Source organism: Marinobacter sp. OP 3.4, assembly GCF_036224885.1.
GTDB lineage: Bacteria > Pseudomonadota > Gammaproteobacteria > Pseudomonadales > Oleiphilaceae > Marinobacter.
In genome coordinates this window covers 13,092-38,480 of the sequence record NZ_JAVVLT010000097.1, presented here as the reverse complement: position 1 = coordinate 38,480, position 25,389 = coordinate 13,092, and the positions used below count along the sequence as shown (strand labels likewise).

The following is a 25,389-nucleotide window of genomic DNA, read 5'->3' as shown; positions in this document are numbered from 1 at the left end:
ATTTCAACCGACCTGGCGACAGGTGGTGAATCCCCCAAGCTCCTGATGAGAGAGACCAAATGAAACGACCGCGTCATTTGGTGAGTTAATGATAATCATTTTCGTTTAAGGGTGTCAAACCCTTTCGGGCATTTTTTTATGACTTACGAAGAATTAATTCAGCGACTGGATCCCACCGTCTACCAGAACCTGCGCCGGGCCATTGAGCTGGGCAAGTGGCCGGATGGTCGCGCGGTGTCCGGCGAGCAGCGCCGGATCTGCCTGGAGGCGGTGATCCACTACGAGAAAACCCACAATATTCCCGAGCACGAGCGGGTGGGGTACATCGAGCGCCAGTCCTGTGGTTCCGGCAAGGATCCCGGTGAAGACACCATCCGTATCGTAAGCTGAGGTGGTCTTGAACGAACCCATCGAACTCAGTGGCCGCCTGGTGAAGATGCCGGTGGTGGCAGAAACCCCGGTAGGCTATACCCTGAAGGTAGGCGACCACGGCCTGGCCCTGAACGACCTGATCGGGCAGCCGATCGAGATCACCTTCAGTGGTGAGATCCGCTGCATCCATTGCAATCGCAAGACCAGCAAGAGTTTCAGTCAGGGGTATTGCTACCCATGCTTCAAGCGGCTGGCGGCCTGCGATAGCTGTATCATGAGTCCGGAGAAGTGCCATTATCACCTGGGCACCTGCCGTGAGCCGGAGTGGGGCGAGAACCACTGCATGACCGGCCACGTGGTCTATCTGGCCAACTCCTCCGGACTGAAGGTGGGCATTACCCGGGCCAACCAGGTGCCCACCCGCTGGATAGACCAGGGGGCGGTGGCGGCCATTCCCATGCTGCGGGTGGCCACCCGCTACCTGGCCGGCCTGGTGGAGGTAGCCTGCAAGCAGCATGTGGCGGATCGCACCAACTGGCGCACCATGCTCAAGGGCGAGGCGCCTGACATGGACCTGGTGGCTGAACGGGCGGCACTGCTGGAGAAAATCACGCCGGATCTGGACCAGCTGGCCGCCGAACATGGCCAGGACACCATCGAAACCGCCGACGACCCGGTCTGGACCCTGGATTATCCGGTGGCGATCTGGCCGGAGAAGGTCAGGCCCCATAACCTGGACAAGGAGCCCGTGGTCACGGGTGTGCTCCAGGGTATCAAGGGGCAGTACCTGATACTGGACACCGGTGTTATCAATATTCGCAAGTATACGGCCTACAACGTCCGTGTACGGGTTTTATCGGAGTAGGACCATGCGCACAAACCAACCGAAAACCATCTATCTGAGTGAATACCGGGTACCGGACTTCCTGGTGGACCATGTGGACCTGCGGTTCGAGCTGTTCGAGGACGGCGCCCGGGTGCACAGCACTCTGAGCGTACGCCGTAACCCGGAGGCCACGGGGCCGGCGGAACAGCTTGAGCTGAACGGCGATTCCCTGACCCTGGAATCCGTCCACCTGGACGGCCGGGAGCTGCAGGCGGGCCAGTTCGAGGACCGGGGCGAGCTGCTGCTGGTGCCGTCGGTGCCGGATGCCTTCGAGTTGCAGGTAGTCACCTGGATCGAGCCCCAGAACAACACCCGCCTGGAAGGGCTGTACAAGTCCTCCGGCATGTTCTGCACCCAGTGCGAGGCGGAGGGCTTCCGCTGCATCACCTATTTCCCGGATCGTCCTGACGTGATGTCCCGCTACCGGACGCGTATCGAGGCGGACAAGGCGTCCTACCCGATCCTGCTGTCCAACGGCAACGACGTGGAGCGGGGTGACCTGGACGGTGGTCGTCACTTCGTCACCTGGGAGGACCCGTTCCCCAAGCCCAGCTACCTGTTTGCCCTGGTGGCCGGGGACCTGGTGGAGAAAAAGGACCGCTTCACCACGATGTCCGGTCGCGATATCGACCTGCGTATTTACGTGGAACCCCGCAACGCCACCAAGACCGGCCACGCCATGGACTCCCTGAAACGGGCCATGCGCTGGGACGAGGAGGTCTATGGCCGTGAATACGATCTGGACATTTTCATGATCGTGGCGGTGGACGACTTCAACATGGGCGCCATGGAGAACAAGGGCCTGAACATCTTTAACTCGTCCTGCGTGCTGGCCAGCCCGGAGTCGGAAACCGATATGGCCTTCCAGCGCATCGAGGCCATCGTCGCCCACGAGTATTTCCACAACTGGTCTGGCAATCGGGTAACCTGCCGCGACTGGTTCCAGCTCAGCCTGAAGGAAGGCTTCACGGTATTCCGGGACTCCCGGTTCTCTGCCGACATGGGCTCGCCCACGGTCAAGCGTATCGAGGACGCCACCCTGCTGCGCACCGCCCAGTTCGCCGAGGACGCGGGCCCCATGGCCCATCCGGTGCGCCCGGCGTCCTATATGGAGATCTCCAACTTCTACACCCTGACCATCTACGAGAAGGGTGCGGAAGTGGTGCGGATGATCCATACCCTGCTGGGGCCGGACCTGTTCCGCAAGGGCAGTGACCTCTACTTCCAGCGCCACGATGGCCAGGCGGTGACCACCGACGACTTTGTGCGGGCCATGGAAGACGCCAGTGGTCGTGATCTGGGCCAGTTCCGCTTGTGGTACGAGCAGGCCGGCACGCCCGTGCTGACGGTGGAGGACGACTATGACGAGGCGGGGCAGGTCTATCGCCTGACCGTTCGCCAGAGCATTCCGGACACTCCGGGCCAGACCGGCAAGAAGCCCCAGCACATACCCTTCGCCCTGGGGCTGCTGGATCAGGACGGTAATGACCTGCCGCTGGCCCTGGCGGGCGAAGAGGCACCAGGGGGCTCCACCCGGGTGCTGGAGTTGACCGATGAGGAGCATGTTTTCGAGTTCACCGGTATCGACAGCCGCCCGGTGCCGTCTCTGCTGCGGGACTTTTCGGCGCCGGTGCGGGTGAACTACCCCTGGAGCCGTGATCAGCTGATGTTCCTGATGAGCCATGACAGCGATGGCTTCAATCGCTGGGACGCCGGCCAGCGCCTGGCGGTGGATGTGATCCGCGAGCTCTCGGGGCATGCCGACGCCAGCGTGGACGACCGATTGGTCCAGGCCTGCCGTACCCTGCTCAATGACCAGGACGCGGACCAGGCGCTGGTGGCCAAGATGCTGCAGCTGCCGTCCGAGGCCTACCTGATCGAACTCTCCGACGGGGCGGATGTGCAGATTATCCACCATGCCCGGGAGCGGGTGCTGAAGGCGCTGGCCACCGCCCTGCGGGACGACCTGCTGGCCTGCTACCGGCGCCAGCAGCCGGCGGAGCACTACCAGGTGACGCCGGAGGACGTGGCCAGCCGCAGTCTGCGCAACATGGCGCTGGCCTGGCTGCTGCATATCGGTGACGAACAGGCGCGGGAACTGGCCCTGGAGCAGTTCCACTCCGCCACCAACATGACCGACCAGTCCGGCGCCCTGCGGGCGCTGGTGAACTCTCCCTTCGGGGACGATCGCAGCCGCACCCTGGATGCCTTCTACCAGCAGTGGCACCAGGATCCCCAGGTGGTGGAACAGTGGTTCTCCATCCAGGCGGCCAGTCCGGTCTCCGGGGATCTGGCGGCGGTCCGCCGGCTGCTGGAGCACGAAGCCTTCGACTGGAAGAACCCCAACAAGATTCGCTGCGTGGTGGGCGCCTTTGCCGGCCAGAACCTGGCCCATTTCCACGAGCAGGACGGTTCCGGCTACCAGTTCCTGGCGGACACCATTCGTCGCCTGGACGACAGCAATCCGCAGATTGCCGCCCGGCTGTGCGCACCGTTGACCCGGTGGCGGAAGTTTGCCCATGTCTACAGCGAAGGCATGCGTAAGGCGCTGGAGTCGGTGCGGGAGAAGGACGGGCTGTCGCGCGATGTCTACGAGATTGTCCACAAGAGCCTGGCTGACTAGCCGAGAATGGTTGGAGACTCAGGTGCTTAGTCCCATAGTCGGCTTTATTTTGGGGCCGATGTGGGCTATTTTTTAACAAGCTGAGAATGTGACGTATTGTAACGTCCGGCTGGAAAGCCGCCGGATAACTCCGCTGCTGCGTTTGGCAGTCCGGGGCTCCGGGGGTTCGACCAAAAATTCGAATCAAGAAGGAATCGTCTATGGCAATCCGAACAGCTCTGAGACTCAAAGCCTCCACCCTGGCGATTGCAGCCTCCGTCGGCCTGGCAGCGGGCTCCATGTCGGTGTCTGCCCAGGAGCAGCGCTTCGTGACCATCGGTACCGGTGGTGTTACCGGCGTCTACTACCCGGCCGGTGGCGCCATCTGTCGACTGGTCAACATGGATCGCAAGGAGCATGGCATTCGTTGCTCTGTGGAAAGCACAGGCGGTTCCGTCTACAACCTCAACGCCATCCGCCAGGGTGAACTGGATCTGGCGGTTGCCCAGTCCGACTGGCAGTACCATGCCTACAATGGTACCAGCCAGTTCGAGGACGATGGTGCCAACGAAAAGCTCCGTGCGGTCTTCTCCCTGCACCCTGAACCGTTCACCGTGGTCGCCAGCAAGGGCTCCGGCATCAAGACCTTCGAGGATCTGGAAGGCAAGCGCGTGTCGGTGGGTAACCCCGGCTCCGGACAGCGGGCCACCGCCGAGGTGCTGATGGAGGAAATGGGCTGGACCATGGACAAGTTCTCCCTGGCTGCCGAGCTGAAGGCCGCCGAACAGTCCCAGGCCCTGTGTGACGGCAATATCGATGCCTTCTTCTACACCGTGGGCCACCCGTCCGGTGCCATCAAGGAAGCCACCACCTCCTGTGACAGCACCATTGTGGCGGTGGACAACGAGGCCACCCAGACCCTGGTTGATGACAACCCCTACTACCGGGTTGCCACGATTCCGGGCGGCATGTACCGCGGCAACGATGAAGACGTGACCACCTTCGGTGTGGCCGCGACCTTTGTGACCTCCTCTGATGTGGATGAGGACGTGGTGTACGAAGTGGTCAGCGCGGTGTTCGAGAACTTTGACAGCTTCAAGCGCCTGCATCCGGCCTTCGCCAACCTCAAGAAGGAAGAGATGGTGTCTGATGCCCTGAGTGCTCCTCTGCACAAGGGGGCCGAGAAGTATTACCGCGAGGCGGGCCTGATCGACTGACGGTCCGACCACTCCGTAGTAATCGCACCGCCGGAGGCCGAGTCCTCCGGCGGTTTGTATCTGACCACTGTATTTCCGATGGAACCGGCCCATGAGCAAGCGCGACCCGTCTGCTTCCGATAGTGTTGATGTCTCAAGGATTCATGAAGTACTACAGACGGAAACCGGGGGCAGGGCGTTAACCGGGCCTTCGTCGGTCCTGCTTTTCGTCGTACCGCTGGTGTGGTCCCTGTTCCAGTTGTGGATTGCGTCCCCGCTGCCGTTCATGGTGGATTTCGGGGTGTTCAATTCCACCGAGGCCCGGTCCATCCATCTGGCATTTGCCACCTTCCTGGCCTTTACTGCCTTCCCCATGTTCCGGGGTCGGCATATCAATCATATCCCCTGGTTTGACTGGATCCTGGCCCTGGCGGCGTCATTCTCGGCGGCGTACCTCTTCGTTTTCTACGATCAGTTGGCGGAACGGCCCGGCGCCCCCATTACCCAGGACCTGGTGGTGGCCCTGGGCGGCCTGGTGCTGTTGCTGGAGGCGACCCGCCGTGCTTTGGGTCTGCCACTGACGGTGGTCGCTGCGGTGTTCATCACCTATTCCCTGGCTGGTCCCTGGATGCCGGATGTCATCGCCCACAAGGGCGCCAGCCTGCAGAAGCTGGCGTCCCATCAATGGCTCGGTACCGAGGGTGTGTTCGGGGTCGCCCTGGGGGTGTCCACCACCTTCGTGTTCCTGTTTGTCCTGTTTGGGGCACTGCTGGAAAAAGCCGGGGCGGGCAACTACTTCATCAAAGTAGCCTATGCGTTGCTGGGCCACATGCGTGGTGGTCCCGCCAAGGCCGCCGTGGTGTCCAGTGGCCTGTCCGGGGTGATTTCCGGCTCGTCCATCGCCAATGTGGTGACCACCGGTACCTTCACCATCCCGCTGATGAAACGTGTTGGTTTCCCGGCCACCAAATCCGGGGCCGTCGAGGTGGCCGCCTCCACCAATGGCCAGCTCACGCCACCGATCATGGGGGCCGCCGCGTTCCTGATGGTGGAATACGTGGGTATTTCCTACCTGGAGGTCATCAAGCATGCCATCCTGCCGGCGCTGATCTCCTATATCGCCCTGATCTACATCGTGCACCTGGAAGCCTGCAAGCTGGGTATGAAGGGCATTGAGCGCCTGAACAAGCCAACCCTTGCCCAGCGCATGCTGACCTGGGTGGTGTTGCTGATCGGTCTTATTGCGCTGACCCTGGCGGTCTACTACGGGATTGGCTGGGCCAAGTCACTGATGGGGGAGGCCGCTGTCTGGGTGTTGGGGCCACTGTTGTTGCTGGTCTACATTGCCCTTGTGGGTTACGCGGCGAAATTTCCTCCCCTGGAGTCGGATGACGGCTCCACCGATATGACCGAGCTGCCGGAGGTGGGACCCACGGTCAAGACCGGCCTGTATTTCCTGCTGCCAGTGGTGGTGCTGGTCTGGTGTCTTACCGTCGAGCGCTTCTCGCCCCAGCTGTCCGCCTTCTGGGCGACCATGTTCATGGTGTTTATTGTGCTGACCCAGCGACCCCTGCTGGCCCTGTTCCGCAAGCAGGGGGAGATTCGGCGCTCCATCCGTAATGGCTGGTCCGAGTTGATTCATGCCATGGCCACCGGTGGTCGTAACATGGTGGGTATCGGTGTGGCCACGGCGACCGCCGGCATTGTGGTGGGTACGGTCACCCTGACCGGCATTGGCCTGGTGATGACCGAGTTCGTCGAGTTCATTTCCGGTGGCAACCTGTTGCTGATGCTGATCTTTACGGCCCTGATCAGCCTGCTGCTGGGGATGGGTCTGCCCACCACGGCCAACTACATTGTGGTGTCGACCCTGATGGCGCCGGTGATCGTGACGCTGGGGGCCGAGAACGGCCTGCTGGTGCCGTTGATCGCCGTTCACCTGTTCGTGTTCTACTTCGGCATCCTGGCGGATGACACGCCGCCGGTGGGGCTGGCCGCCTATGCCGCAGCGGCGATATCGGGGGCGGATCCCATCCGCACGGGTGTGCAGGGCTTTGCCTATGACATACGTACCGCCGTGCTGCCGTTCATGTTTATTTTCAATACGCAGTTACTGCTGATTGGCCTGACCGGGCCGCTGGACCTGATCATCACCATTGCCAGTGCGGTGGTGGCCATCCTGGCGTTCTCGGCGGCCACCCAGGGCTACTGGCTGACCCGCAGCTACCGGTGGGAGTCGGCCCTGCTGATCCTGATCGCCTTCACCCTGTTCCGGCCTGGATTCTGGTGGGACCGGATCTACCCGGAATATGAGCAGCGCCCCGGGTCGGAACTGGTGCAGCAGGTGGAGGTACTGGCGGATCAGCCGCGGGTGGATACCATCATGGCCCAGGCCTCCGGTCCGTCGCTTACCGGGGACGAGGAGCGGTCCACCTGGGTCCGGATCCCGTTGTCTGAAGGCGACACCCCGCAGCAGCGTGTGTTGAACATGGGTATCGAGGGTGCTCCCGACGGCGACGTGTACACGGTGGATTTCGTCGGCTTTGACAGCCCCGCCGCCGATGCCGGCCTGGATTTCGGCTGGACCATCAACGCTATCCGGGTTCCCCAGGAGCGTCCCCCCCGGGAGCTGGTCTATATTCCGGCCCTGGCCCTGCTGGGGCTGATTGCCTGGCTGCAGGCTCGGCGCCGGCGTAAGGAAATTCCCCCAGCCCCGGCGCCAGCTACCTGACAGGCCGGCAGATTTCCTGTTAAACTCCGCCCCGATTGAGCCGCACTGGTAGCGCGGCTCCCGCTAACACGTGGTCTTTGGTACGGATCACCGCTGAGAGGAGTTTCCCCATGCCGGTAGTTACTCTGCCTGACGGCAGCCATCGCAGTTTCCCCAATCCCGTCACCGTTCACGATGTGGCCGCTGATATCGGCGCCGGTCTGGCCAAGGCCGCCCTGGCCGGGCGCGTCAACGGCAAGCTGGTGGACACCAGTTACCGTATCGACAGTGACACCGATCTGGCCATCGTCACGGATCGTGACGAAGAGGGGGTTGATGTCATCCGCCATTCCACCGCCCACCTACTGGCGATGGCGGTGAAGGAGCTGTTCCCCGAGGCCCAGGTCACCATCGGCCCGGTGATCGATAACGGCTTCTACTACGACTTCAAGTTCGACCGCCCGTTCACCAACGAGGATCTGGAGCGGATCGAGAAGCGCATGGGCGAACTCGCCAAGCAGGACATTCCCGTGTCACGCTCCGTCATGTCCCGGGACGAGGCCATCAAGCTGTTTCACGACATGGGCGAGGAGTACAAGGTCCGCATCATCGAGGATATTCCGGGTGACGAGGACCTGTCCTTTTACCGCCAGGGCGACTTTATCGACCTGTGCCGCGGCCCCCACGTGCCCAGCACTGGCAAGCTCAAGGCCTTCAAGCTGACCAAGGTGGCTGGTGCCTACTGGCGAGGTGATACCGGCAACGAGCAGTTGCAGCGGGTCTACGGCACCGCCTGGCCCAACAAGAAGGAACTCAAGGCCTACCTGCAGCGCCTGGAAGAGGCCGAGAAGCGGGACCACCGCAAGATCGGCAAGAAGCTGGGCCTGTTCCACATGCAGGAAGAAGCCCCGGGCATGGTGTTCTGGCACCCGGACGGCTGGTCCCTGTATCAGGAAGTGGAACAGTACATGCGCGAAATGCAGCGTCGCCACGGCTACCAGGAAATCAAGACCCCGCAGGTGGTGTCCCGGTCGCTGTGGGAGCGGTCCGGCCATTGGGACAAGTTTCAGGACGACATGTTCACCACCGAGTCGGAAAAATACGATTTCGCCATCAAGCCCATGAACTGTCCCTGTCACATCCAGGTGTTCAACCAGGGTCTGAAGAGTTACAAGGACCTGCCGCTGCGGCTGGCGGAGTTCGGTTCCTGTCACCGCAACGAGGCCTCCGGCGCCCTGCACGGGCTGATGCGGGTGCGTGGCTTTACCCAGGATGACGCCCATATCTTCTGTGAGGAGGATGCGATTCAGCAGGAGGTGTCCAGCTTTATCGCCATGCTTCACGAGGTGTATGCGGACTTCGGCTTCGACCAGATCCTGTACAAGCTGTCCACCCGTCCGGAAAAGCGTGTCGGTTCCGACGAGGTCTGGGACAAGGCCGAAGCGGCCCTGGAAGAGGCCCTGAACCGGGAAGGCGTGGACTGGGAGCTGCTCCCGGGCGAGGGTGCCTTCTATGGCCCCAAGATCGAATTCTCCCTGAAGGACTGCATTGGCCGGGTCTGGCAGTGTGGCACCATCCAGGTGGACTTCTCCATGCCGGGGCGCCTGGGTGCCCAGTACGTGGCGGATAATTCCGAGCGCCGGACACCGGTTATGTTGCACCGGGCGGTCCTGGGGTCCTTCGAGCGGTTTATCGGCATCCTGATCGAGGAATATGAGGGGGCGTTCCCCACCTGGCTGGCACCGACCCAGGTGGCTATCCTGAATATTACGGATCGTCAGGGGGATTATTGCCGAAATCTCGCAGAAAAGTGGCAGAATGCGGGGTATCGGGTAAATGCTGACTTGAGAAACGAGAAGATCGGCTTTAAAATCCGCGAGCATACTTTAAACAAGGTTCCCTATCTGGTCGTTATCGGCGATAAGGAAGTCGATGACGGGGCCGTTGCGGTGAGAACCCGTAAAGGTGAAGATCTCGGAACCATGTCGCCAGAAGCGTTCGAAGACCTGCTGTCAGCAGAAATCGCACGCAAAGGCAGAACCAATACGGAGAACTGACTATCAAACAGCGAGCGAATCGGGGTGGTCGTGCACCAAAAGCACGGATCAACGATAACATTGACGCAACGGAAGTCCGGCTTATTGATGCGGAAGGCAACCAGGTTGGCGTTGTGCCGATCGAAGAGGCTTTGAAGTCAGCTGAAGAAGCGTCTCTGGACCTGGTTCAGGTTACGGATTCCGATCCGATCGTCTGTAAGATAATGGACTACGGCAAGAAGGTCTTCGAGGAGAAGAAGGCCAAGGCCGCTGCGAAGAAAAAGCAGAAGCAGGTCCAGGTCAAAGAAGTGAAATTCAGACCAGGGACGGAAGAAGGGGATTATCAGGTCAAACTACGCAACCTGATACGTTTCCTTGAAAACGGGGACCGCGGCAAAATCACTGTCCGCTTCCGTGGCCGTGAGATGGCACACCAGGAGATCGGTATGCAGCTCATGAACCGCATCGAGCAGGACATTGAGGAGCTGGCCCAGGTAGAGCAACGGCCCAAGATGGAAGGCCGCCAGATGACCATGGTGGTGTCGCCCCGTAAAAAGAAGTAATCCCGAGTTTCAGTCAGGTCCCCCGCTCTGGCGGGGGATTTGTCGTTCAGGATTGCATTTATTGATTGTAAAAAACGAATGCGGAGTTTTAGAAATGTCCAAGATGAAAACCAAGAGTGGAGCCACCAAGCGGTTCAAGAAAACCGCCAAGGGCTTCAAGCATAAGCAGTCCTTCACCAGTCATATCCTGACCAAGAAGAGTCCGAAGCGTAAGCGTCAGCTGCGCGGCACCAAGCTGGTTGCCAAGTCGGACGTTGCTTCCATCAAGCGTATGATCGCCGGTTAATTAACAGGTCTGGAGAAGGAAATAGTTTATGGCACGTGTAAAGCGTGGCGTGGTAGCACGCCGTCGTCACAAGAAGATCATGAAGCAGGCCAAGGGTTACTACGGTGCCCGTAGCCGTGTTTTCCGGGTAGCCAAACAGGCGGTCATCAAGGCGCATCAGTATGCCTACCGTGACCGTCGTAACCGCAAGCGTGCGTTCCGGGCCCTGTGGATCTCCCGGATCAACGCCGGCGCCCGCGCCAATGGCCTGTCCTACAGCCGGCTGATCGCCGGTCTGAAGAAGGCTGAAGTGGAAATCGATCGCAAGGTTCTGGCCGATCTGGCCATGAACGAGCAGCAGGCGTTTACTGCTGTCGTGGAGAAGGCAAAAGCGGCGCTCTGATCGCCGGGCTCTTTCGACGAGTTTCGATCGATGGGTGACCGTTTCGGCGGTCACTCCCTGACAGGGGAAGGGCGCGCTCTTCCCCTGTTCTTGTTTGGGGCGGCTGAAAACCGACAGTTTCGATCGCAGTAGACACTATCCGGATAATTGAGGGAGCTTCCGAAAAGCGTCATCGGTCAGGGTTCGCCGACTGGCCTTTCCGGAAACTCCCTGTGGTTTGGAGCAGGCATCAATGGAAAACCTGGAGCAACTTGTTCAGGACGGGCTCACGGCTGTCAAGAACGCGGAAAGTTTGCAGGCGCTGGATCAGATCCGGGTGGAATACCTGGGCAAGAAGGGCGTGATCACCCAGCAGGCAAAGACCCTGGGCAAGCTCAGTGCTGAAGAGCGCCCCGCCGCCGGCCAGAAGATCAACGAGGCCAAGGGCCGGGTGGAAGAAGCCATCAACGCCCGTCGCGCCAGCCTTGAGGAAGCCGCCATCGCCGACCGGCTGGCCCGGGAATCCATTGACGTGACCCTGCCGGGACGCGGCCAGGACCTGGGTGGCCTGCATCCGGTGACCCGCACCCTGCAGCGGATCGAGCAGTTCTTCGGTAACGCCGGTTACACCGTCGAGCAGGGGCCGGAGATTGAGGACGATTACCACAACTTCGAGGCCCTCAATATTCCGGGGCATCACCCGGCCCGTGCCATGCACGATACCTTCTATTTCAATCCGGGTACCCTGCTGCGGACCCACACTTCCCCGGTACAGATCCGCACCATGGAGGCCGGCAAGCCGCCGTTCCGCATGATCTGCCCGGGCCGGGTCTATCGCTGCGATTCCGACATGACCCATACCCCCATGTTCCATCAGGTGGAAGGGCTGCTGGTGGAGAAGGATGTCAGCTTCGCCGACCTCAAGAGCACCATCGAGGAATTCCTGCGGGTGTATTTCGAGCGGGATTTGCAGGTGCGTTTCCGTCCGTCCTATTTCCCGTTCACTGAGCCATCCGCCGAGGTGGATATCGAGTGGGGGCGTGAGGAAGACGGCAGCATCAAGTGGCTGGAAATCATGGGCTGCGGCATGGTCCATCCCAAGGTGTTTGAGCACTGCGGCATTGATGCCGAGGAGTACCGGGGCTTTGCCTTCGGCCTGGGGGTCGAGCGTCTGGCCATGCTGCGCTACGGGGTGAACGACCTGCGCATGTTCTTCGACAACGACCTGCGTTTCCTGCGTCAGTTCCGTTAATCACACCAGGAGTTGTTCAGAGGCTCCCCCAGACAACATCGCATCAGGACAAGGCATTTACCATGAAATTTAGCGAAAAGTGGCTGCGTGAGTGGGTTAATCCGGCCATTGGCACCCAGGAACTGATGGACCAGATCACCATGGCGGGTCTGGAAGTGGATGGTTTCGAGTCGGTCGCCGGGGCGTTTACCGGTGTCGTCGTGGGTGAGGTCAGGTCCGTGGCGCCACACCCGGATGCCGACAAGCTAAGAGTGTGTGAGGTCAGCAGCGGCGACGGGACGGTCCAGGTGGTTTGTGGTGCCCCCAACGTGCGGGAAGGCCTGAAGGCACCGTTTGCCGTGGTGGGCGCGGTACTGCCCGGGGACTTCAAAATCAAGGCGGCCAAACTCAGGGGGCAGCCGTCCAATGGCATGCTGTGCGCCGAGTCGGAGCTGGGCCTGTCCGACGACGGTGCCGGCCTGATGGAACTCCCGGCTGATGCGCCTGTGGGCCAGGACCTGCGGGAGTACCTGGGGCTGGACGATATCACCATTGATGTGGACCTGACCCCGAACCGGGCGGATTGCCTGTCCCTGCGCGGCCTGGCCCGGGAGGTGGGTGTGCTGACCGGCGAGCCAGTGGAGGAGCCGGAACTGACGCCGGTGCCGGCCAGTCACGACGAAAAACCGGCCATTGCCGTTGACGCCCCGGCGGCGTGCCCCCGTTACCTGGGCCGGATCGTGCGTAATGTGGACCTGTCCGTCGCTACCCCTCTGTGGATGGTGGAGAAGCTGCGCCGCAGTGGTATCCGCTCCATTGATCCGGCGGTGGATATCACCAACTACGTGATGCTGGAACTGGGGCAGCCCCTGCACGCCTTTGACCGCGCCGAGATCGATGGCGGCATCGTGGTGCGTATGGCAGGGCAGGACGAGGAACTGGTGCTGCTTGATGGCCAGACCGTGAAGCTGACCCCGGATACGCTGGTCATTGCCGATCACGCCAAGCCCCTGGCCATTGCCGGCGTCATGGGCGGTGAGCACTCGGGGGTCACCGAAAAGACCCGTGACCTGCTGCTGGAAGCAGCCTGGTTCGAGCCGATCGCCATGGCGGGCAAGGCCCGGGAGTATGGTCTGCATACCGACGCCTCCCACCGCTTCGAGCGGGGCGTCGACTATGAGCTGGCCCGCAGCGCCATGGAGCGGGCGACGGCACTGTTGCTTGAGATAACCGGCGGCGAGGCCGGTGAGATCGTGGAGGTGGTCAGTCAAGAGCACCTCCCCGAGGCGGCCCGGGTCACCCTGCGGTCCGACCGCCTGAACGCCGTACTGGGCATGAGCATTGATGTGGCACGGGTGGAAGACATCCTCACGCGGCTGGGGCTGGCCATTGTCGACCAGACCGGTGATCGCTGGACGGTCAGTGTGCCCAGCTACCGGCCCGATATCAGCATCGAGGAAGACCTGATCGAGGAAGTGGGGCGGGTCTATGGCTACAACAACCTGCCGGTGACCGAGCCGGTGGGGTCGCTGGCCATGCGTCCGGCGAAGGAGGCCGTGCGTCCGGTGTCCGCTGTGCGCAACTTCTTCGTCGCCTGCGGGTACCAGGAAGCCATCACCTACAGCTTCGTGGACCCGAAGGTCCAGGAAATCCTGGACCCGGAACGGGAGGGGATCGACCTGGCGAACCCCATTTCCGCTGATCTGGCGGTGATGCGTACCACTCTCTGGAGTGGTCTGGTCAAGACCCTGGAATACAACCAGAAGCGCCAGCAACCCCGGATCCGTCTGTTCGAGACCGGCCTGCGGTTCGTGAAGGACGGCGATGGCATCGAACAGCGGCCCATGCTGGCCGGCATTGTGACCGGCGGGCAACTGCCTGAAAACTGGGCCAATGGCCGCCGCGACGCTGATTTCTTCGATGTAAAGGGCGAGCTGGAATCCCTGTTCAGCCTGTTGGGTGTGGAGGTCCGCTTCGCCGCCGGCCAGCACCCGGCGCTGCATCCGGGGCAGACGGCAGAGCTGGTCCTGGGTGACCAGCGGGTGGGCTGGCTGGGGGCCATGCATCCCCAGGTGCAGAAAAAACTGGATCTGAATGGCACGATCCTTATGTTTGAGCTATTCTTGGATTCAATCGTTTCCGGATATGTGCCTAATTTCAAAGAATTTTCAAAATACCCTGAAGTTCGCCGGGATTTGGCTATTATTATCGGAAATGAGATTGCGTTTGCAGACGTTGACCGGGTTGTTCGCAACAATGCAGGTGATCGTCTCAACGCGTTGCGTGCGTTTGATGTCTATGAGGGCGAAAAACTGGGCGAAGGTAAACGAAGCCTGGCGCTCAGCCTGTTCTGGCAGCATCCCGAGCGCACACTCAATGACGACGAAGTGCATGAGTTCTTCGACAGGGTGGTGAATGCCCTGCAGGAAGAGCTGGGGGCGACACTGAGGAGCTAGAAATGGCGGCTTTGACAAAAGCGGAGATGGCGGAGAGGCTTTACGAGGAACTTGGCCTGAACAAGCGGGAAGCCAAGGAAATGGTGGAGGCCTTTTTCGACGAGATCAGAGACGCACTCAGCCATAATGAGCAGGTGAAACTGTCCGGGTTTGGCAATTTCGATCTGCGTGACAAGAAGCAGCGACCGGGACGGAACCCGAAAACCGGGGAAGAGATTCCCATCAGCGCACGCCGCGTGGTGACTTTCCGGCCGGGACAGAAGTTGAAACAGAAAGTAGAGACCTATGCTGGAAGCCAGTAATAACAACGAACTCCCGGCCATCCCCGGCAAACGTTACTTCACCATCGGTGAGGTAGCGGACCTTTGCCAGGTCAAGGCCCATGTGTTGCGGTACTGGGAGCAGGAGTTTCCCCAGTTGTCGCCGGTCAAGCGCCGGGGTAATCGCCGTTACTACCAGCGTGCGGACGTGATCACCATACGCCAGATCCGCAGCCTGCTGTACGATCAGGGGTACACCATTGGTGGCGCCAAGCAGAAGCTGAGCAGTCATGAGATCAAGGAAGATACCAGTCAGTACAAACAACTGATCCGGCAGACGATCACCGAGCTTGAGGATGTCCTGGACGTGCTCAATTCACCGGTCAGATAGCGGTGGTGATAACAAGGTCCCTGTCAGCAACGGGTAAACCGGCCTCCGAGGCCGGTTTTTTGTGTCTGGGCGGGCAATAAAGGGAACACCATAGCCGTTGAACGGCAGGCGAACCTTGGCTAGATTGATGAACAGGAACCTTCCGTGGAGGTATCGGTCATGACATCGGACATCCCTTTCCATCGCGCTTTCGAGAACCGCATGCAGGCACTGGGTTTACCGGTGGCGCCGGAGCCCTTTGAGCATTTCACCCGGGCGGTCTCCAATGCCTCCCAGATGGCGGCGGTGGTGGGCCTGCTGGAGGAGCGGTCCACGGTGAGGGAACTGGTCAGGCGCACCCTGGGCCTGGAAAAGCTGATGGTGGCCGGGGACTTCAATGCCCGGGCTTATACCGCGGGCGTTATCAGCAGTATCGCCCTGGCGTCCGGCCAGGTCCGGGATGGCCGGGCGCCCATGGGGGAGCTGTTCCGCTTTACCTTCCAGCACAGGCTCCAGTTTCCCGGCTGGCAACTGGTGTTCATGATGAACCCGGCCCTGACCAACTCCAGCGCCGACAATGCCCACGCCTTTGGTAATCGTGCCCATCAGGTGGCCTGATGGAGGCTTGTCGGGTGTGTTACCGCTACCGTGAAAGGACAACCCGTGGCTGATTCCCTGCCTTTCTCCCAGGCCTGTGAGAACAACCGGCAACCCATCCTGGAGCAACTGGGCCAGGTGCTCACCGAACCGGCCACGGTGCTGGAGATCGGCACGGGTACCGGTCAGCATGCCGAGTACATCGCCAGCCGGTTGCCGCACCTGCACTGGCTGCCCACCGATCACCCTGACAACCTGTGGATGTGCCGTCAGCGCCTTGAACAGGCGGACCTGGCCAATATCGACGACCCGAGATTGCTGGATGTGGGCAACAGGCCCTGGCAGTTACCGCCCTTTGACCATGCCTTTACCGCCAACACCAGCCATATCATGGCCTGGGAGGAAGTCTGCCGGATGTTCGAGGGTGTGGCAGAGCGCCTGCCCGTCGGTGGCACTTTCTGTCTGTACGGCCCGTTTAACTACCATGGCACCTTCACCAGCGATAGTAACCGCGATTTTGATCGCTACCTCCGTGCCCGGGCCGGGCATATGGGATTGCGGGATATTGACCAGGTTACCGCGCTGGCCTCGGAGCTGGGCCTGGCGTTGAAACACGACGCCGGGATGCCGGCCAACAACCGGTTCCTGGTGTTCGAAAAGATCCGTTGAACCTCTCCCTGACTGAATCGTTGCCTATGACCCGGGCGATCTGGTCGGGTGGGGGTGCTTGTTGTCCCTGAGACTGAACGTATTCCGGAGGAGTGGGAACCACTATGATGACCTGGGCAATACTGGCGGCAGGCCTCATTCTGCTGATTGTCGGTGCGGAGATTCTGGTAAAGGGGGCGGCCCGGCTGGCCGCCAGTATGGGCATGCCCGCCCTGGTGATTGGTCTGACGGTGGTGGCGTTCGGAACCAGCGCCCCGGAACTGGCGGTCAGTGTGAAATCCGCCTGGTCCGGGGAAACGGAACTGGCCATCGCCAATGTGGTCGGCTCGAATATCTTCAACATCCTGTTCATCCTGGGGCTGGCGGCCCTGGTATCGCCGCTGATGGTTTCCCGTCAACTGATCCGGCAGGACGTGCCGATCATGATCCTGGTCTGCGCCGTTGCCGCACTGATGGCCTGGAACGGCACGCTGGCGGTCTGGGAAGCCGGTACCCTGTTTGCAGGCCTGGTGGTGTATACGGTCTTCCTGTTTGTCCAGGGGCGCCGTAACAACGGTGTGGCCCAGGGCGAGGAAGTCGCCCAGGAGACAGTGCCGACATGGCGGAACCTGGTGTTGGTGCTGGCGGGGCTGGCACTGCTGGTCATGGGCTCCCGCTGGTTGGTCGAGAGTGCCGTGGCTATTGCTTCCTCCCTGGGTGTGAGCGAGGCGGTTATCGGTCTGACCATTGTGGCGGCCGGTACTTCGCTGCCGGAGGTCATGACATCGATCATGGCCACGGTGAGGGGGCAGCGGGACATCGCCATTGGTAACGTGGTAGGCAGCAATGTCTTCAACGTGCTCTGCGTACTGGGCCTGTCCGGGCTGGTATCGCCGGAACCGCTGGTCGCTGGCAGTCAGTTGGCCACCCTGGATATTCCGGTCATGGTGGGGGTTGCGATGCTTTGCCTGCCGCTGTTCTTCACCGGTGCATCGCTGACCCGTTTTGAGGGCGCGCTGTTCCTGGTGCTCTACGTCAGCTACGTCTGGTACACGGTGGCCCTGACCCTGGGAGTCTCCTACCTGCTGATGATGCAGACAGTGCTGATCTATGGGCTGGTGCCCCTGGTGCTGATCGTGGTGGCGGGTTGTCTGGTCAGGGATCTGCGGGAACGTCGGGCCGCCCGCTGAGAGGGCGGAATCATCGGGCCGGGAGTGTCTGCGCGACGTTCCGCCGCGCAGACTCCAGGGGGTTACTCTCCGCGGCGATACGGATCCTGGTTGTAGGACTTGACCTCGGCCCGTGCCACCACGTTGTGGTGAACTTCGTCCGGGCCGTCCGCCAGGCGCAGGGTACGCTGCTTGGTGTACATGTCCGGCAGCGGTGACCACTGGCTGACACCGGTGGCGCCGTGGATCTGGATGGCCTCGTCGATGATCTTGCAGACCTTCTCCGGCACCATGGCCTTTGCCATGGATACCCAGATGCGGGCCTCCTTGTTACCGAGCACGTCCATGGCCTTGGCGGCCTTGAGAACCATCATGCGCATGGCCTCGATCTCGATGCGGGCCCGGGAGATGGTTTCCATGTTCTTGCCCAGGTCCAGGATCGGGCGGCCAAAGGCCTCGCGGCTCTGGCCACGCTCGATCATCAGGTCCAGTGCTTTTTCAGCGGCGCCGATGGAGCGCATGCAGTGATGGATACGGCCCGGACCGAGGCGGAGCTGGGAGATTTCGAAACCCCGGCCTTCACCCCAGAGGATGTTCTCCTTGGGCACACGGACATTGTCCAGCGTGATATGCATGTGGCCATGGGGGGCGTCGTCGTGTCCAAAGACGTTCATCGGGCCCACGACGGTCAGCCCCGGCGCATCCATGGGCACCAGGATCTGTGACTGCTGGCGGAAAGCTTCCGCCTCCGGGCTGGTCTTGACCATGCAGATCATGATCTTGCAGCGGGGGTCGCCGGCACCGGAGATGTAGTACTTCTCACCGTTGATGACCCACTCATCGCCATCCAGTACCGCGCTGGTTTCGATGTTGCGGGCGTCGGAGGATGCCACATGGGGTTCGGTCATGCCGAAGCAGGAACGGATCTCGCCGTTGAGCAGGGGTTTGAGCCACTTCTCTTTCTGTTCCGGGGTGCCGACACGCTCCAGCACCTCCATGTTGCCGGTGTCCGGCGCGGAGCAGTTGAGGGTCTCGGAGGCCAGGGGATTCTTGCCCAGTTCCACGGCCAGGTAGGCGTAGTCCAGGTTGGACAGGCCCTGACCGGTCTCGGCATTGGGCAGGAAGAAGTTCCACAGGCCGGCTTCCTTGGCCTTCTGCTTGGCACCTTCCAGCAGTTCCAACTGACCGGGAGCATAGCTGAACCGGTCGGCACGACCCGCGCCCAGGCGCTCGAACTCATCCAGTATCGGGTCGACATTGTCACGGATATGCTTCTTGACCGCCTCCAGCAGGGGGCGGGATTTTTCCGACATGGTCAGGTCATTCATTTCCGGGGGCGTTGTTGTGCTATCCACCGTTGGTTTCTCCTTGGTTGCGGGTCATCGGGACCCGGTTGTCGTTGTCTCTGGTGGCCGGTCTATGGCGACCACCGGCCTCTATTCAGCTGAGTCCTGGCAAAGGCGTTGCAGTGTCTTGCGGTCAAGCTTTCCAGTGCCGCCCCGGGGCAGGGGCTCATCCCGGAACCAGAGCTTTTCCGGTAGCTTGAAGGCGGCCAGTTTCTTTCCCAGCACCTCCAGGATGTCATTCTGATCGGTCGAGGCGCCTTCGCGCAGATAGATGGCAGCCCCAACAATTTCCCCCAGCCGCGGGTCCGGCACCGGAAAGACACAGGCTTCCGCCACGGCGGGATGTTCATGCAGGGCACCTTCCACCTCAAGACAGGATATGTTCTCGCCGCCCCGGATGATAATGCTTTTCTTGCGGTCGACAATGTAGATCAGGCCGGTCTCGTCCACGCGGGCGAGGTCGCCAGTATACAGCCATCCATCGCGCAGGGTTGAGGTGGTTTCCTCCGGCAGGTTCAGGTAGCCGCGCATGTTGGCGGGGCTGCGAACCGTGAGTTCTCCCACTTCGCCGGTGGCCACTTCCCGGCCACCGGCATCGACGATCCGCATCTCCTGCAACGGCGGTGTCAATCGTCCGGCGGCTTCGGGATTGGCCACATAGTCCGGGCCGCTGATGAGGATGCCCAGGGAATTGGTCTCGGTCATCCCCCAGCCGGAAGCAGGACTGGCGGCGGGAAAGCGCTGGCTGATTTCGTCCACCTGGGAGGCGGGGCGTTTGGCGCCACCAGCGCCGACGGTTTCCAGTGAGCCGAGGTCGGCGCCGGACTTTTCCGCCGCCGCAATCAGGTCCGCCGACTGCGTGGGAACCCCCACGAAGCGGGTTATCCCTTCCTGCCGAATGAGGTTTACGGCATCTTCCGCATCCCACTTGTACATCAGAACCAGCTTGGCCCCCAGCGCGACTCCCTGCAGGAACATGGAATGCAGCGCGGTGACATGGAACAGGGGCGTGACCACCAGCGCGGCGGGCGTTGTCGACAGTGTGGCGGCGCCTTCGGGATCCATCAGGGCGGCCACCTCCTTGCCCATCACCCAGGAATGGACCGATGAGATGGCGCCCCGGTGGGTCAGCAGCACGCCCTTGGGACGCCCGGACGAGCCGGATGAGTACATGACCGCAAAGTCGTCGTCCGGGGCAATGGCGGTCGTGGGCCAGGAGGTGTCCGTGGACCGGGCCAGCAGGCCGGTGTAGTCGAGGGGGCCGTTGGCGTCGTGTACCGCCACCTGGGTGACACCGAGGCGGTGCGCTTGAGTCTCCAGGGCCTGGTGGCGGTCCCGGTCGGAAAACACGATGCTGGCGCCACTATCCTCAAGGGCGAACGCCAGTTCATCCCCGGACCACCAGGCATTCAGCGGCACCATGACGGCCCCGGTCGAGACGATAGCCATGATAAGCACCGCCATTTCCGGGTAGTTGCGCATGGCAATGGCAACACGATCCCCCGGCTGCACCCCCAGTTCCCCGGTCAGGGCATGGGCCATGCGGTTCACCTCATTGGCAAACGCCCGGTACGACCACCGGCTGTCGCCGTATACCAGCAGTTCCCTCTCCTCAAAGGACTCCACCGCCGTCCGGAGCAGTGCCCTCAGGTGATCCGGGGCATTGGCAAAGACCGTGTAGGGGACGCCCCGGATCACTGTCTCGGTTACCTGAAACCGGGGATCCGTGGCGACCACATGGGCGATGGCTTCATTGCGGGTCATGGGGTTGCTGGTTGACGTTGGCCGGGTAGGGGCAGAGGGCATGGAGTTCACCGATACAGGAGGTGTTGTTGTAAGGCTGACATCTGTCAGCTAACGCTAAAGCGCCAATGCGACGCTGTCAATTATAAATCGAGCATATGCTCTATTTAATGATGGGAAGGCGGTATATCTGTTGACGTTCCATGGTCGATCTTCTAGCCTGACAAACGTCAGGAAACCACCAAAATTGACACGTGACCGGTTTGCAGTGCTTCTGTAACGGTTGCTGAAGATAAAAACAATAGGCTCCACGGAGACCGCATCATGACCAAGATAAAGACCTCCCGCTCCTTTCTTTCAATGACCGCTGCCGTGGCACTGGGTGTCTCTGCCGGTGTTGCCCAGGCAGAGGACTACGACCTGCCACGACTGCTGGTGATTGGTACCCCCGGCACCGCCAGTGGCAGTTTCGCCTCCACCAACGGCTGGGCACCGGTGCTTCAGGAGCAGACCGGAACCGTTGCGCGCATCGTGCCGGAAGACAGCGAAACCCAGCGCTACAAGCGTCTCACCGATCGTCAGGACATCACCATGAGTTCGGTGTCGTCGGCGGAAATGCGTTTCCAGATTGAGGGTATTGGCGCCTATGCCGGCACCAAGCCGGTTGCCCAGCGCGTGGTCTGGCACCATAACGATACGCCCTGGGGCTTTGTGGTCTCCGGGGATTCGGATATCCAGACCATGGATGACCTCAAGAAAGGTGGCGTACGCGTCGCCCAGGGGGCGTTTTCTCCGCCCATGACCACGGCGGTCCAGAAGGCGCTCCCCGCCTATCTCGGGCTTTCCGATGAAGAGGCCGATGAACTGCTTGAGTTTGTGCCGGCCAGCAGCTATGTGGAGAACTGTCGGTCCGTGGTGGAGGGCAAGGCCGATGTGGCCTATTGCGCCAGCATCAGCTCGGTGCTGTCTGAAATGGAAGGGGCCCCCGGCGGTATCCGGTGGCTGAACATGGACCAGGATAACAAGGAAGCCTGGAGCGGCTACCTTGAACACCGTCCGATGATCATACCCACAGAAATCAGCATGGGCGTTTCCAGTGCCAAGGGCGTGGATGGCCTGGCGTCCAACTTCCTGTATGCCGTCCCGGCGGATGCGGACGAGGAATTCGCCTACAACATGGCGAAATGGTTCCACCAGGGATTCCCCGACTACAAGGGCACCCATGCCCTGGCAACACGCATGGATGTGGAGATCTTCCGCGATTACCTGGACCGCTCGCCGCTGCCGGTCCACGAGGGCACGGTGCGTTACCTGAAGGAGATTGACGTCTGGACGGAAGAGGACGAGGCCAGGAACAACGAGGCCATCGCCAAGATGGACAAGTGGATCGAGGCCCGCAAGGCGGCCCTGGCGGAAGCCCGGGACAAGCGCGTGACGCCGGACTATAACAACGAGGAATTCATGGCCATCTTCGAGAAGCACACCGAGGGCCTGGAAGGTTTCCGCTCACGGCTGTGATCGTGTGGTGTCGGTCACCGGGCTGACAACCTCAGCCCGGTGACCGGTGTTCGGTTTTTTACGTTTGTCCCTACTTATCCGGCGGATGCGCTATGACTGATACCACCTCTCCCCCTGATGAAAGCGCCGTAGCGGGTTCCGAAGTAACCCGCCTGGGTGATCTCTACTCATGGCAAAGCATTGTTTTTGTCATTCTGAGCATTTGCGGCCTGCTGTCTGGCCTGGCCTATATCTTCGGCTTCACCTGGGACGGCCAGCGGCTGCTTGAGGGTGAATACTACTGGGCCTTCATCGGCTTCTTCGCGGCGGCGGCGTTTATCGCGCTGCCAGGCCGGGCAGGGCAGAAGAAGGTGCCCTTCTACGATGTGATTGCGGCGGTGGTGATTATCGCCATCAGCTTCTACTTTGCCTCCAACGCCTGGGATATGGTGCAGGCGGGCTGGAGCAACCTCTACCTGGGGGTAGTGGTGTGGCTGATGATGATGGAACTGGCCCGGCGCAGCGGTGGTATACCGTTCCTGCTGGTGGTGGTCCTGCTGGGGATGTATCCCCTGGTGGCGGACTATTTCCCCGGCCTGCTGATGGGCATTCCCTACGAGTTCGAGTACATGATCGAGGCCCATGTTTTCCGGGCCGAGGGCATGATGGGCATCACCACCAAGATCGTGGCGGAGATCATCCTGGGCTTCCTGGTGTTTGCCGGTGTGTTGCTGGCCACGGGGGCCGGTGGCTTCTTCATTGACCTGGCCAATGCCAGCTTTGGTCGCTATCGCGGTGGTCCGGCCAAGGTGGCGGTGGTTGCCAGTGGTTTCATGGGCAGCCTGTCGGGCTCCGTGTTCTCCAACATCGCCGGTACCGGATCGATCACCATCCCCACCATGAAGAAGGTGGGGTACCCGGCCCACTATGCGGGGGCGATCGAGGCCTGTGCCTCCATGGGCGGCGCGGTGATGCCACCGGTGATGGGGGCGATCGCCTTCGTCATGGCCATCACCATTGGCGTGGACTACGCCACCATCATGATCGCGGCGATTCTGCCGTCATTGCTGTTCTACTTCGGCCTGCTCCTGCAGGTGGACGCCTATGCCGCGCGCACCGGGCTCAAGGGCATGCCGAAGGAGCAGCTTCCCTCGGTCCGCAAGGTTCTCCTCAAGGGTTGGCCGTTCCTGTCGGTGATGGTCTTCCTGATCTGGGGGCTGTTGTACATGCGTTGGGAGTACTACACGCCCTGGTACGCCTGCCTGTTGATGATCGGCCTGTCGTTCCTGCAGCGGGACACCCGCATGACGCCCCGGAAGTTCTACGATGCGATCCGGCAGATCGGTGTGCTGATTACCCAGACGGCGGCTATCATCCTGCCGATTGCCTTCGTGGTGAGTGCGCTGACCATCACCGGCGTGACCGGCTCGGTGACTTCCGGACTGGTGAGTCTCGGTGGCGGCAACCTTTACCTGATCATCTTCTTCGGGGTGGTGGCCTGCTTCATCATGGGGATGGCCGGGCTGGCCATCGTGGCGTATATCTTCCTGGCGGTCACCCTGGCGCCGGCTATCACCCAGATCGGTGGGCTGGATACCATCGCCGTACACTTCTTCATCGTGTACTACGCCATGCTGTCGGCGATCACGCCGCCGGTGGGCGCTGCGGCCTTCCTGGCAGGCACCATTGCCGGGGCCAAACCCATGAGAACATGCTTTACCGCCATGCGGCTGGGTGTGGTGATCTATTTCATCCCGCTATTCTTCCTGTTCCAGCCCGCGCTGGTACTGCAGGGAGACCTGACCCCGCTGCTCTATGTGCTGCCATCCATTGTGGTGGGCATCATGCTGATTTCCGGTGGTTTCGAGGGATACCTGCTGGGCGTTGGCCGGGTACCGTCCATGGTGAGGTTGCCGCTGCTGGCGGTGGGCTTCGCCTTCAGTTTCCCCGGTTTCTGGACGACCATGATCAGCGGTGCCCTGGCGGTACTGCTGGTGGGTTATCTCTGGCGGTATAACAAGGCACAGCCAGCCTTGGCCTGACGATTGTCCCGGCGCCGGTTACTCCGGCGCAACGGCCGCCGGTGGCGCGATCGCGCGCCACCGCCCGTCTCCGGGTCGTACCGTCCGCGCGTACATCGCGCTGACCAAGCCGCGGGTGCTCGAGCTGCTGCTGGTGACCACGGTGCCCGTGATGATCCTCGCGCAGAACGGTCTGCCGAATCTCTGGCTGGTGCTGGCGACCGTGATCGGCGGATCCCTGAGCGCCGGATCGGCCGCGGCGTTCAACATGTACCTCGACCGCGACATCGACGCGCACATGCAGCGCACCGAGAACCGCCCCCTCGTGACGGGCGAGGTCACCCCGCGCGGCGCGCTGGTGTTCGCCTGGACGCTCGCCGTGGCATCCACTCTCTGGCTCCTGCTGACCACCAACCCGCTCGCCGCGGGGCTGTCGGCGGGCGCGATCTTCTTCTACGTCGTGATCTACACGATGATCCTCAAGCGCCGCACCGAGCAGAACATCGTCTGGGGCGGCATCGCCGGGTGCTTCCCGGTGCTGATCGGCTGGACCGCGGTGACCGGGTCGCTGTCGTGGACGCCGTTCGTGCTGTTTCTCCTGGTGTTCCTGTGGACCCCGCCCCACTACTGGCCGCTGTCGATGAAGTACCGGGGCGACTACGCCGAGGTCGATGTGCCGATGCTCGGTGCCACCCGCACCGGCTCGCAGGTCGGACTCCAGGTCATCCTCTACGCCTGGGCGACCGTGGCCTGCTCGCTGCTGCTCATCCCCGTCGCCGGCATGGGGCTGGTCTACACCGTCTCGGCCGTGGTGTTCGGCGGCTGGTTCATCTACGAGTCGCACCGTCTGTACAACCGCGCGGTGCGCGGCACCGAGCCGCGCCCGATGCGGGTCTTCCACGCCTCGATCTCATACTTGACGCTCCTGTTCGTCGCCATCGCGGTCGACCCGCTGCTTCCCTTCTGAGTCCGCGGACGCCTCACCTCCTGTGAGTCCGGGCTCGCGTCGCCGCCGCTGAGTGGCGCGCTCGCGCGGGGT

21 protein-coding genes are annotated in these 25,389 nt (G+C 61.6%); 19 read left to right on the top strand and 2 right to left on the bottom strand.

Annotation, left to right across the window (positions count from 1 at the left end; translation table 11 throughout):
* Nucleotides 1-138: 138 nt before the first annotated feature.
* The 16 genes from RO069_RS16040 (at nt 139) to RO069_RS15965 (ending at nt 17,764) form a co-directional block, all read left to right on the top strand.
* Nucleotides 139-390: a YeaC family protein gene (locus RO069_RS16040; RefSeq protein WP_328188922.1), complete on the top strand. Its 252-nt coding sequence runs from the start codon at nt 139-141 to the stop codon at nt 388-390.
* 46 nt (nt 391-436) lie between these two features.
* Nucleotides 437-1,237 (top strand): DUF2797 domain-containing protein, encoded by an 801-nt coding sequence (locus tag RO069_RS16035; RefSeq protein WP_328188927.1) that lies wholly within the window; start codon nt 437-439, stop codon nt 1,235-1,237.
* 4 nt (nt 1,238-1,241) lie between these two features.
* Complete coding sequence (gene pepN / locus RO069_RS16030) at nt 1,242-3,881, top strand: aminopeptidase N (protein ID WP_328188921.1); 2,640 nt, start codon at nt 1,242-1,244, stop codon at nt 3,879-3,881.
* Nucleotides 3,882-4,081: 200 nt separating this feature from the next.
* Complete coding sequence (locus RO069_RS16025; RefSeq protein WP_328188920.1) at nt 4,082-5,077, top strand: TAXI family TRAP transporter solute-binding subunit; 996 nt, start codon at nt 4,082-4,084, stop codon at nt 5,075-5,077.
* Between the two features lie 91 nt (nt 5,078-5,168).
* Nucleotides 5,169-7,787 (top strand): TRAP transporter permease, encoded by a 2,619-nt coding sequence (locus RO069_RS16020; protein WP_328188919.1) that lies wholly within the window; start codon nt 5,169-5,171, stop codon nt 7,785-7,787.
* Between the two features lie 110 nt (nt 7,788-7,897).
* Entirely contained in the window at nt 7,898-9,823 is a 1,926-nt protein-coding gene (thrS, locus tag RO069_RS16015) for a threonine--tRNA ligase (protein ID WP_328188917.1), read from the top strand.
* On the top strand, nt 9,820-10,365 hold the full coding sequence (infC, locus tag RO069_RS16010) for a translation initiation factor IF-3 (protein WP_328188925.1): 546 nt from the start codon (nt 9,820-9,822) through the stop codon (nt 10,363-10,365). The genes thrS and infC overlap by 4 nt, the downstream gene beginning before the upstream one ends.
* 94 nt (nt 10,366-10,459) lie before the next feature.
* Nucleotides 10,460-10,651, top strand: a complete 192-nt coding sequence (rpmI, locus tag RO069_RS16005) for a 50S ribosomal protein L35 (RefSeq protein WP_328188915.1) — start codon at nt 10,460-10,462, stop codon at nt 10,649-10,651.
* Between the two features lie 28 nt (nt 10,652-10,679).
* Nucleotides 10,680-11,033, top strand: a complete 354-nt coding sequence (rplT, locus tag RO069_RS16000; protein ID WP_328188913.1) for a 50S ribosomal protein L20 — start codon at nt 10,680-10,682, stop codon at nt 11,031-11,033.
* Nucleotides 11,034-11,265: 232 nt separating this feature from the next.
* Nucleotides 11,266-12,264, top strand: coding sequence for a phenylalanine--tRNA ligase subunit alpha (gene pheS, locus RO069_RS15995; protein ID WP_328188912.1), 999 nt, complete (start codon nt 11,266-11,268; stop codon nt 12,262-12,264).
* Between the two features lie 62 nt (nt 12,265-12,326).
* Nucleotides 12,327-14,699: a phenylalanine--tRNA ligase subunit beta gene (gene pheT / locus RO069_RS15990; protein WP_328188911.1), complete on the top strand. Its 2,373-nt coding sequence runs from the start codon at nt 12,327-12,329 to the stop codon at nt 14,697-14,699.
* 2 nt (nt 14,700-14,701) lie between these two features.
* On the top strand, nt 14,702-15,001 hold the full coding sequence (gene ihfA, locus RO069_RS15985) for an integration host factor subunit alpha (RefSeq protein ID WP_328188909.1): 300 nt from the start codon (nt 14,702-14,704) through the stop codon (nt 14,999-15,001).
* Nucleotides 14,985-15,350: a MerR family transcriptional regulator gene (locus tag RO069_RS15980; RefSeq protein WP_328188907.1), complete on the top strand. Its 366-nt coding sequence runs from the start codon at nt 14,985-14,987 to the stop codon at nt 15,348-15,350. The genes ihfA and RO069_RS15980 overlap by 17 nt, the downstream gene beginning before the upstream one ends.
* Nucleotides 15,351-15,509: 159 nt before the next feature.
* Nucleotides 15,510-15,947 carry a hypothetical protein gene (locus RO069_RS15975; protein WP_328188905.1) on the top strand — a complete coding sequence of 146 codons (438 nt, stop codon included), beginning with the start codon at nt 15,510-15,512 and terminating at the stop codon, nt 15,945-15,947.
* Nucleotides 15,948-15,992: 45 nt separating this feature from the next.
* Nucleotides 15,993-16,595, top strand: a complete 603-nt coding sequence (locus tag RO069_RS15970) for a DUF938 domain-containing protein (protein ID WP_328188904.1) — start codon at nt 15,993-15,995, stop codon at nt 16,593-16,595.
* A gap of 107 nt (nt 16,596-16,702) precedes the next feature.
* On the top strand, nt 16,703-17,764 hold the full coding sequence (locus RO069_RS15965; protein WP_442915384.1) for a calcium/sodium antiporter: 1,062 nt from the start codon (nt 16,703-16,705) through the stop codon (nt 17,762-17,764).
* Between the two features lie 62 nt (nt 17,765-17,826).
* On the opposite strand, the gene RO069_RS15960 is transcribed toward RO069_RS15965, so the two are convergent.
* On the bottom strand, nt 17,827-19,071 hold the full coding sequence (locus tag RO069_RS15960; RefSeq protein ID WP_442915383.1) for an acyl-CoA dehydrogenase family protein: 1,245 nt from the start codon (nt 19,069-19,071) through the stop codon (nt 17,827-17,829).
* Nucleotides 19,072-19,179: 108 nt separating this feature from the next.
* A complete protein-coding gene (locus RO069_RS15955; RefSeq protein ID WP_328188899.1) occupies nt 19,180-20,895 on the bottom strand; it encodes a class I adenylate-forming enzyme family protein in 1,716 nt (571 codons plus the stop codon).
* 261 nt (nt 20,896-21,156) lie between these two features.
* On the opposite strand from RO069_RS15955, the gene RO069_RS15950 reads away from it, so the two are divergent.
* From RO069_RS15950 to RO069_RS15940, 3 genes are all read left to right on the top strand, one after another.
* The gene (locus RO069_RS15950) at nt 21,157-22,350 is read left to right on the top strand and encodes a TAXI family TRAP transporter solute-binding subunit (protein WP_328188897.1); all 1,194 of its coding nucleotides are present in this window, start codon (nt 21,157-21,159) and stop codon (nt 22,348-22,350) included.
* 92 nt (nt 22,351-22,442) lie between these two features.
* Complete coding sequence (locus RO069_RS15945) at nt 22,443-24,371, top strand: TRAP transporter permease (RefSeq protein WP_328188895.1); 1,929 nt, start codon at nt 22,443-22,445, stop codon at nt 24,369-24,371.
* Entirely contained in the window at nt 24,304-25,317 is a 1,014-nt protein-coding gene (locus RO069_RS15940) for a heme o synthase (protein WP_328188894.1), read from the top strand. Before RO069_RS15945 ends, RO069_RS15940 begins: the two co-directional genes overlap by 68 nt.
* The last annotated feature ends 72 nt before the right edge of the window (nt 25,318-25,389 follow it).